We start from the raw sequence: 9,060 nt of genomic DNA on the forward strand, positions 1-9,060 counted from the left end.
GACGGGGCCGTCAAGCCTCCGCGCACTCAGGTTCCGCGAGAGGGCGCTCCGATATTCTTGACCGACTTATGCGCTGGGTACACCTTGGGAGGAACATGTGATGCTCCTCATCCTCGTGATCTCGTTCGCGATCGCCGTGGTGACCCCCTGGCTGGTGGACCGGTTCGGGCCGAAGACGTTCTACGCGCTGGCGCTGATCCCGGCCGCGAGCTTCGTCGCGACCGCGACCGCCCTGCCGACGATCCTCGACGGCGGCGAGATCCGCGAGTCCGTGCCGTGGATCCCCGCGCTCGACATCGCCCTCTCCTTCCGCCTGGACGCGCTCTCGATCGTCCTCGCCCTCGTGGTCAGCGGAGTCGGCGCGCTGGTCCTCGCCTACTGCGCGACGTACTTCAGCCGCGACGAGCCCTCGCTGGGCCGGTTCGCAGCGCTCCTGTCCGCGTTCGCCGGAGTGATGTACGGGCTGGTCACGGCCGACGACGTGATCATCCTCTTCGTCTTCTGGGAGGCGACGAGCGTCCTCTCCTACCTCCTCATCGGCCACTACAGCGGGCGCAAGGAGAGCCGGGGTGCCGGTCTCCAGGCGCTCCTGGTCACGACTCTCGGCGGGCTGGCGATGCTGGTCGGGATCATCGTCCTGATCGTGCAGGCCGGTACCACCAGCCTCTCCGGGATCGTCGCCGCCGCCCCCTCCGGCCCGATCGTGTCGACGGCGCTGGTGCTGGTGCTGCTCGGCGCGTTCTCGAAGTCCGCCCTGGTGCCGTTCCACTTCTGGCTGCCGGCCGCGATGGCCGCTCCCACGCCGGTCAGCGCCTACCTGCACGCCGCCGCGATGGTGAAGGCGGGCATCTACCTCGTCGCGCGCCTCGCGCCGGGCTTCGCCGACGACTCCGTCTGGCTGCCCGTGGTGGTGAGCGTCGGAGTCTGGACCATGCTCGTCGGCGGCTGGCGCTCGCTCCGGCAGTACGACCTCAAGCTCGTGCTGGCCTACGGCACCGTCAGCCAGCTCGGCTTCCTGACCGTCGCCGTCGGCTTCGGCTCGCGCGACGCCGCGCTGGCCGGACTGACCCTGCTCGTCGCCCACGCCCTCTTCAAGGCGCTGCTCTTCCTCACCGTCGGCATCGTCGACCACCGCGCCGGCACGCGCGACCTCCGCAAGCTCAGCGGCCTGGGACGGCAGGCGCCGGTGCTCGCGGGCGCCGCCCTCGTCGGCGTGCTGTCGATGGCGGGCATCCCGCCGCTGCTGGGCTTCGTCGCCAAGGAGGCCGTGTTCACGAGCCTGATCTCGGCGATCGAGCAGGGCTCGTTCTGGGCCTGGGTCGCGCTGGTCGGCCTCGTCCTCGGCTCGATCCTCACCGTGGCCTACTCCGCGCGCTTCTTCTGGGGCGCCTTCGCCCGGAAGAAGGGGCTCGAGGACACGCACCTGCACGCCGAGCCGTGGACCTTCACCGCCGCCCCGGTGCTGCTGGCCGCCGCCAGCATGATCGGCGGGATCGCCGCCTCCGTGCTCGACCCGCTCGTCGCCGTCTACGCGGACACCCTCCCCTACGCCGCCCCGGACGCCGACCCGGAGCTCGCCGCCGCCGCGGAGGCCTCCGACCACGGCGGCTACCACCTCGCGCTCTGGCACGGCTTCGAGCCCGCGCTGGCACTCAGCGCCCTCGTGATCGCCGTGGGACTCCTGCTCTTCGCCAAGCGCGTCGCCGTCGCGCGCGCCCAGTCGATGCTGCCCAACCGGATCGACTCCGCCGAGGGCTACTGGGCCACAGTCCGCTGGCTCGACCGCGTCGCCAGCACGGTCACCGAGTCCGTCCAGCGCGGCTCGCTCCCCCGCTACCTGACGGTGATCTTCGCGGTCTTCGTCCTCGGCGTCGGCGGTGCGGCCGCCCTCAACCGCACCTGGCCGGGCGATCTCGTCTTCTGGGACAGCCCGGGCCAGCTCGCGGTCGCGGCCGTGATGATCCTCGCGGCGGTGCTGTGCGCGATCGCCCGCAACCGCGTCGCCGCCGTGCTGCTGGCCGGCGCCACCGGCTACGGGATGGTGGCCCTCTTCGCCCTGCAGGGTGCACCGGACCTCGCCCTCACCCAGGCGCTGATCGAGACGGTGACCCTCGTGGTCTTCGTCCTGGTGCTGCGCCGCCTCCCGACCCGCATCGCCGCGAAGCACCAGCCGATGCGCAAGCGCCTGCGCGCCGTCATCGGCATCGCGGTCGGAGCAGTCATGGCCCTCGCCGCCACCATCGCCCTCGGCGCCCGGACCGCGACGCCGATCTCGGCCGAGCTGCCCCGCCTCGCCTACGAGGAGGGCAAGGGCCGCAACATCGTCAACGTCCTGCTCGTCGACATCCGCGCCTGGGACACGATGGGCGAGATCTCGGTCCTCGTCGTGGTCGCCACCGGCGTCGCGAGCCTGATCTTCCTCTCCAGCCGGGCCGGAGGCGCTCCCCGCCTCGAGTCGCAGAGCGCCGACGACCGCCGCGAGCGCGCGATGGACCTGACCACCTCCTCCGCCGACGCCGAGCGCGACGGCGACCGCGGCTCCTGGCTCGTCGCCGGGCGCACGCTCCGGCCGGAGAACCGCTCGATCGTGCTCGAGGTGCTGGTGCGCCTGCTCTTCCACCCCGCGATGATCGTGTCGGTCTACCTGCTCTTCACCGGACACAACACCCCGGGCGGAGGCTTCGCGGGCGGCCTGCTCGCCGGTCTCGCCCTCGTCGCGCGCTACCTCGCCGGCGGCCGCTTCGAGCTCGGCGAGGCCGCGCCGATCGACGCGGGCAAGGTCCTCGGACTCGGCCTCTTCTTCGCCGTCGGCACGGCCGTCTCCTCCCTCGCCTTCGGCCTCGAGGTCCTCGAATCGAGCTGGCTCGACCTCGAGGTGCCGGTGCTGGGCGAGCTCCACCTGGGCACGTCCACCCTCTTCGACATCGGGGTGTACCTGATCGTGATCGGCCTCGCCCTCGACATCCTCCGCAGCCTCGGCGGCGAGGTCGACCGCCACGGCGAGGAGGCCGAGCAGGGCTCCCCCTCGGGCGACGGCGTCACGCACTCGACGGACAGCACCCCCGGCCCCGGCCAGGGCACGGTCGACGGGCTCGAGACCTCGCTCCCCACCGGCTCCACGGTCGTCGGCGGACCGGGCAGGGGGGACGGCGCATGAGCATCACCCTCGTCCTCGTCGTCGTGATGGCGGTGATGTACGCGGCGGGCGTCTACCAGATGCTCGAGCGCAGCCTCACCCGCATCCTGATCGGGTTCCTGCTCGTCGGGAACGCGACCAACATCCTCATCCTGCTGATGGCCGGCCGCTCGGGCATCGCGCCGTTCGTCACCGACGACGGGCGCTCCTACGAGCAGATCGCCGCCGAGATGGCCGACCCGCTGCCGCAGGCGCTGATCCTCACCGCGATCGTGATCACCTTCGGGGTGTCCGCCTTCCTCCTCGCGATGATCTACCGGCGCTGGCGCCTCGCCAACGCCGACCAGGTGGAGGACGACGAGACCGACGCCTCCGTCCGCGAGGACGCGGCGGGCATCTCGGCCCAGACCACCGCCGACGACCGGGCGCTCGACGTCCTGCTCGAGTCCAGCGACGAGGGCACCGCCGCCAAGCACGGGGAGAGCGCCATGACCGACGACAGGAAGGAGGACCGATGAACGCCCTGATCCCGCTCGTCGTCACCCTCCCCCTCCTGGGAGCGGCCGTCGCGCTGATCCTCGGACGCCACCGGCGCGCGCAGATCACCGTGAACATCGTGACGCTCTCGAGCGTTCTGGTGATCTCCTCGGTGATGCTCGTGCTGGTCCTCACCGGCGACGGAGGCGGCAGCGCCGTCTACGTGGGCGGCTGGGAGCCGCCGTGGGGCATCGTGCTGGTCGTCGATCCGCTCGCCGCGCTGATGCTCGTCATCACCTCGATCACCCTGCTGGGCGTCCTGCTGTTCTCGGTCGGCCAGGGCCTCGTCGACGGCAACCGCGAGACGCCGGTCACGATCTTCCACCCGACCTACCTGATCCTCTCGGCGGGCATCCTCAACGCCTTCGTCGCGGGCGACCTGTTCAACCTCTACGTCGGCTTCGAGATCCTGCTGGCCGCGAGCTACGTGCTGATCACCCTGGGCGGCACCGCGCCGCGGATCCGCGCCGGCACGACCTACGTGGTCGTCAGCCTGGTCTCGAGCGTGTTCTTCCTCTCGGCCATCGGCCTGCTCTACGGCGCCACCGGCACGGTCAACATGGCGCAGCTCTCGATCCGCATCGCCGAGCTCCCCGCCGACGTGCAGCTGGTGCTCCACGTGGTGCTGCTGCTCGGCTTCGGGATCAAGGCGGCCGTGTTCCCCCTGTCGTTCTGGCTCCCGGACTCGTACCCCACGGCTCCGGCGCCGGTCACCGCCGTCTTCGCCGGACTCCTCACCAAGGTCGGCGTGTACGCGCTGATCCGCACCGAGACCCTGCTCTTCCCGGGAGGGAGGCTGAGCGAAGTGCTGCTGGTGGTGGCGCTGCTGACGCTGATCGTCGGCATCCTCGGTGCGGTCGCGCAGGCCGACATCAAGCGGATGCTGTCCTTCACGCTGGTCTCGCACATCGGCTACATGGTCTTCGGGATCGCCGTGGGCACCCCGGCCGGCTACGCGGCGACGATCTTCTACGTCATCCACCACATCACGGTGCAGACGACGCTCTTCCTCGCGACCGGCCTGATCGAGCGCGTCGGCGGCACCACCTCGATCCTGCGCCTCGGCGGGCTGCTCAAGGCCTCGCCGCTGCTGGCGCTGCTCTACTTCATCCCCGCGATGAACCTCGGCGGGATCCCGCCGTTCACCGGCTTCCTCGGCAAGGTGGGGCTCTTCGTCGCCGGCACGGAGTCGGCCGCCGACCAGCCCTCGTGGCTGATCTGGGCCGTCATCGCCGCCGGGGCCGTGACCTCGCTCCTGACCCTCTACGCCGTCGCGCGCGTCTGGAACATGGTCTTCTGGCGCCGCCAGGAGGAGGTGCCCGGCTACGAGTCGCCCCTGATCGACCAGCTGCAGGAGGACCCCCACGACACGGGCAGCATCCGCACCCGCCACTCGCCGCCCATGATGGTGCTCGCCACCGCGGGGATGGTCGTCGTCGGCGTCGTGCTGACCGTCGGCGCCGGTCCCCTCTACGACGCGAGCGAGCGAGCGGCGAGCGCGGTCGCCGACCCCGCGACCTACATCGCGACCGTCTACCGCGACTCGTCCTTCGGAGAGGAGGGGCCGCGATGAGCCCCCGCCGCCGCGTCGACATCTGGAACCGCGTCGCGATGTTCGTGACCCTCGTCGGGATCTGGGTGCTGCTCTGGGACGACGTCTCGGTGCTGTCGATCGTCACCGGCTTCCTGGTCGCCCTGCTGATCACCCGGGTGTTCTACCTGCCGCCGGTCGAGTTCTCGAACCGCATCAACCCGTGGTTCGTGCTCCTCTTCCTCCTGCGCCTGCTGGCCGACATCGCGGTGGCCTCGGTGCGGGTGTCCTGGCAGATCCTGACCCTGCCCGTCCCGGTCCACAACGCCATCGTCGCCGTGCACCTGCGCAGCCGCTCCGAGGGGATGCTCGTCTGGACGACGGAGGCCGTCTCGCTCGTCCCCGGCTCCCTGGTGATCGACGTGGACCCGCAGCTGAACGTCCTCTACCTGCACGTGCTCGGCGTGACCCACGACGAGGGCGAGCGGATCGACGAGGTGCGCCGGACGGTCCTCCGGACGGAAGCGCGCATCGTCCGGGCCATCGGCTCCCGCGAGGACGTGCAGCGCGTGAATCGGCCGATCGAGGCCGGATCGGGGGTGGTCCGGTGATCGACTGGCTGATCTGGATCCTGGTGCCGGTCTTCGGCGCCGCCTGCCTGCTCGCGCTCGTGCGGATCCTCCGCGGTCCGTCCGTGCTCGACCGGGTCGTCGCGGCCGACGTGCTCGTCGCGACGATCATCTGCGGGATCGGCGCCGAGATGGCGGTCAACCACCACGCGCGGACCCTGCCCGTCGCGCTCGGGCTCGCGCTGTTCGCCGTCTTCGGATCGATCAGCGTCGCCAAGTTCATGGCCAACCGCGAGGAGGACTGACATGGACCTGTTCTTCGACGTGCTCACCGCTGTGCTGCTGCTGGTCGGCGCCCTGCTCTCGCTGCTGGCCGCGATCGGCCTGATGCGGTTCGACGACCTGCTCTCCCGGATGCACGCGGGCACGAAGCCGCAGGTGCTCGGACTGATCTGCGTGATGCTCGCGGTCGCCATCCGGAACCCCGGCTTCGCCGCCGCAGGGACCATCGTGCTGGTGATCGGCTTCCAGCTGCTGACCGTGCCCGTCTCGGCGCACATGGTCGGCCGGGCGGCCTACCGGGCCGAGGCCGTCTCTCCCGGGTACCTCATCGCCGACGAGCTCGCGGAGGCGGTCACCCGCGCCGACGAGCAGGCCCGCGCGACCGGGCCCGAGACCGCGCACGCGTCCGAGGAGCGGGCGCGCACCTCCTCCGCGCCCCCGCCCGAGGACGAGGACGGCCCGGCCGCGACCGCCTAGGCGACGAGGACGAGCTGCACGGCGGAGGCGCCGGTCATGCTGCGCAGCGCGAATCCGCCGATCGCGAGGGTGACGGCGACCAGGCCGCCGACCAGCAGCACCAGCAGCGGCACCACCCACAGCAGCGCCCGTCGGCGTCGGGCTCGGGCCTCGTCCGGCGTCTCATCGATCACCCGTCGACTGTACGGGACGGCGGAGGGCGTGCCCCCGGCGCCCCTGAGCCGCCCGATAAACTCGACCCCATGACCCTGGACTCCGCTCTCTCCGGCGCGCCCGAGAACTCCCCCGGCCCCGACTCCGAGGCCGAGCACCGCCGGGCAGCCGAGTGGTGGCGCACCGCCGTCATCTACCAGATCTACCCGCGCTCCTTCGCGGACGCGGACGGCGACGGCATCGGCGACCTGCCCGGCATCGCCTCGCGCCTCGAGAGCCTCGCCGAGCTCGGCGTCGACGCGATCTGGCTCTCGCCCTTCATGACCTCGCCGCAGAAGGACGCGGGCTACGACGTCGCCGACTACTGCGACGTCGATCCGCTCTTCGGCACCCTCGCCGACTTCGACGCGATGCTCGCCCGCGCTCACGCCCTGGGCATCCGGATCATCGTCGACCTCGTCCCCAACCACTCCTCCAGCGCCCACCGCTGGTTCCAGGAGGCGCTCGCCGCTCCCGCGGGCAGCGCCGAGCGGGCGCGCTACCTGTTCCGCGACGGCCGGGGCGAGTCGGGCGAGCTGCCCCCGAACAACTGGGAGTCTGTCTTCGGCGGCCCCGCGTGGACACGCGTCATGGAGCCCGACGGCTCGGCCGGCCAGTGGTACCTGCACCTCTTCGACACCTCGCAGCCCGACTTCGACTGGACGAACGAGTGGGTGCGCGAGCGCTTCCGGGAGGTCCTCCGCTTCTGGCTCGACCGCGGCGTCGACGGCTTCCGCGTCGACGTGGCACACGGGATGATCAAGGCCGAGGGGCTGCCCGACTACACGCCGCCCGCCGACAGCGGGTCGATGGGCGGAGTCGCTCCCGCCGACGGCGAGGATCCCGTTACCGCCCCCTACTGGGCGCAGGACGGCGTCCACGAGATCTACCGCGACTGGCACTCCCTGCTCGCCGAGTACCCGGACGACCGCGTGCTCTGCGCCGAGGCGTGGGTGCAGCCGCTCTCCAAGCTCGCCCGCTGGGTCCGCCCCGACGAGATGCACCAGGCCTTCAACTTCGCCTACCTCGAGACCCCGTGGAGCGCACCCGCCCTCCGCGACATCATCGACTCCTCCGTCGAGGCCTTCGCCGCCGTCGGCGCCCCGTCGACCTGGGTGCTGTCGAACCACGACGTCGTGCGCCACGCGAGCCGCCTGGCCCTGACGTCCGACAACCCGCAGGGCTACGGCATCGGCCCGCGCACGCCCGGACTCCCCGACCCCGTCCTGGGGCTGCGCCGCGCCCGTGCCGCGACCGCCCTCATGCTCGCGCTCCCCGGCTCCGCCTACGTCTATCAGGGCGAGGAGCTCGGGCTCCCCGAGGCGATCGACCTGCCGGACTCGGCGCGTCAGGACCCGACCTGGTTCCGCACGGGCGGCGAGCGCTACGGCCGTGACGGCTGCCGGGTGCCGATCCCGTGGGAGGCGGACGCACCCGCGTACGGCTTCAGCGGCACCGGCGACTCCTGGCTGCCGCAGCCCGGCGACTGGGCGCCGCTCGCGCGCGACCGCCAGCGCGGTGTCGCGGGCTCGACGCTCGAGCTGTACCGGTCCCTGCTCGCGGTGCGCCGCGCCGAGGACCTGGGCTCCGGCGCCGTCGAGTGGCTCGAGGGCTACCCGGAGGACGTCGTGGCGTTCCGCAACGGAGCCGTCACGGTGATCGCGAACCTCGGCGAGGCTCCGGTCGAGCTGCCCGTCGGCTCCGTGGTGCTGTCCTCGGAGGAGCTGCACGAGCCGGCGCTGCCCGCCGACACCACGGTCTGGCTGCACGCGGAGTAGCGGGCCGCGGGGTCCGCCCGGCGGCTCCCGCGTCCCGCCGCCGGGTCAGCGCCCGGCGTTGGCCTTGAGCCAGAGGTAGGAGTCGACCTTCGTCACGCCGTCGAGGCGGATCTCGAAGTGCAGGTGCGGGCCGGTCGACATGCCGGTCGTGCCCACCAGGCCGAGGAGCTGACCGACCTTCACCGGGTCGCCCTCGGACACGGCCGCCGAGCCGTGCTGCATGTGCGCGTACACGCTCGAGACGAGCTGCCCGTCGATCTCGTGGTCGACGATCACGTGCACGCCGAGCGAGCCCTCGCCGTCGATGACCGTGCGGACGACGCCGTCGGCGATCGCCTGGATGGGCGAGCCGTCGCCCGGGTTGAAGTCGGTGCCGCCGTGGTTCACCGAGCAGCCCGCGCAGTTGCGGTAGCCGAAGCGGTCGCCCACCGGCACGCCGACGGCGAAGGGCCACTGGATGGACGCGTTCGGGTCGTTCGTGAAGCCGGTGTCGGAGGTGCGGACGATGTCGGCGACGTTGGTCTGCGTCTTGCGCTCCTGCACGCCGAACCCGTCGCG

At 71.8% G+C, this 9,060-nt stretch carries 9 protein-coding genes; 7 read left to right on the forward strand and 2 right to left on the reverse strand.

What is annotated here, in order from left to right; translation table 11 throughout:
- Window positions 1-100: 100 nt before the first annotated feature.
- Genes C5C82_RS09870 through mnhG form a run of 6 tightly spaced genes read left to right on the forward strand, consistent with a single transcriptional unit; the run spans window position 101 to window position 6,532 of the window.
- Complete coding sequence (locus tag C5C82_RS09870; protein ID WP_104260451.1) at window positions 101-3,157, forward strand: Na+/H+ antiporter subunit A; 3,057 nt, start codon at window positions 101-103, stop codon at window positions 3,155-3,157.
- A complete protein-coding gene (locus C5C82_RS09875; RefSeq protein WP_104223614.1) occupies window positions 3,154-3,654 on the forward strand; it encodes a Na(+)/H(+) antiporter subunit C in 501 nt (166 codons plus the stop codon). The genes C5C82_RS09870 and C5C82_RS09875 overlap by 4 nt, the downstream gene beginning before the upstream one ends.
- Entirely contained in the window at window positions 3,651-5,246 is a 1,596-nt protein-coding gene (locus C5C82_RS09880) for a Na+/H+ antiporter subunit D (protein WP_104238297.1), read from the forward strand. The genes C5C82_RS09875 and C5C82_RS09880 overlap by 4 nt, the downstream gene beginning before the upstream one ends.
- Window positions 5,243-5,815, forward strand: a complete 573-nt coding sequence (locus C5C82_RS09885) for a Na+/H+ antiporter subunit E (protein ID WP_104234245.1) — start codon at window positions 5,243-5,245, stop codon at window positions 5,813-5,815. Before C5C82_RS09880 ends, C5C82_RS09885 begins: the two co-directional genes overlap by 4 nt.
- The gene (locus C5C82_RS09890) at window positions 5,812-6,078 is read left to right on the forward strand and encodes a monovalent cation/H+ antiporter complex subunit F (protein ID WP_308470711.1); all 267 of its coding nucleotides are present in this window, start codon (window positions 5,812-5,814) and stop codon (window positions 6,076-6,078) included. The genes C5C82_RS09885 and C5C82_RS09890 overlap by 4 nt, the downstream gene beginning before the upstream one ends.
- Window position 6,079: 1 nt before the next feature.
- The gene (gene mnhG / locus C5C82_RS09895; protein ID WP_258066063.1) at window positions 6,080-6,532 is read left to right on the forward strand and encodes a monovalent cation/H(+) antiporter subunit G; all 453 of its coding nucleotides are present in this window, start codon (window positions 6,080-6,082) and stop codon (window positions 6,530-6,532) included.
- On the opposite strand, the gene C5C82_RS17550 is transcribed toward mnhG, so the two are convergent.
- Window positions 6,529-6,705 carry a hypothetical protein gene (locus C5C82_RS17550; protein WP_159939698.1) on the reverse strand — a complete coding sequence of 59 codons (177 nt, stop codon included), beginning with the start codon at window positions 6,703-6,705 and terminating at the stop codon, window positions 6,529-6,531. The two genes, mnhG and C5C82_RS17550, sit on opposite strands and share 4 nt — an antisense overlap.
- Before the next feature lie 69 nt (window positions 6,706-6,774).
- On the opposite strand from C5C82_RS17550, the gene C5C82_RS09900 reads away from it, so the two are divergent.
- A complete protein-coding gene (locus C5C82_RS09900) occupies window positions 6,775-8,502 on the forward strand; it encodes a glycoside hydrolase family 13 protein (protein WP_104354990.1) in 1,728 nt (575 codons plus the stop codon).
- Window positions 8,503-8,547: 45 nt separating this feature from the next.
- Here the strand turns inward: C5C82_RS09900 and C5C82_RS09905 are convergent.
- Window positions 8,548-9,060: M23 family metallopeptidase (locus C5C82_RS09905; protein WP_104354991.1), on the reverse strand; the 513-nt coding region annotated here is incomplete at its 5' end.

It is taken from the genome of Rathayibacter sp. AY1D5 (assembly GCF_002932515.1).
Classification (GTDB): domain Bacteria; phylum Actinomycetota; class Actinomycetes; order Actinomycetales; family Microbacteriaceae; genus Rathayibacter.

Coding starts and splice junctions, on each gene's coding strand:
- mnhG (WP_258066063.1), top strand. CDS start 6,080: ATGGACCTGTTCTTCGACGTGCTCACCGCTGTGCTGCTGCTGGTCGGC.
- C5C82_RS09880 (WP_104238297.1), top strand. CDS start 3,651: ATGAACGCCCTGATCCCGCTCGTCGTCACCCTCCCCCTCCTGGGAGCG.
- C5C82_RS09875 (WP_104223614.1), top strand. CDS start 3,154: ATGAGCATCACCCTCGTCCTCGTCGTCGTGATGGCGGTGATGTACGCG.
- C5C82_RS09870 (WP_104260451.1), top strand. CDS start 101: ATGCTCCTCATCCTCGTGATCTCGTTCGCGATCGCCGTGGTGACCCCC.
- C5C82_RS09900 (WP_104354990.1), top strand. CDS start 6,775: ATGACCCTGGACTCCGCTCTCTCCGGCGCGCCCGAGAACTCCCCCGGC.
- C5C82_RS09885 (WP_104234245.1), top strand. CDS start 5,243: ATGAGCCCCCGCCGCCGCGTCGACATCTGGAACCGCGTCGCGATGTTC.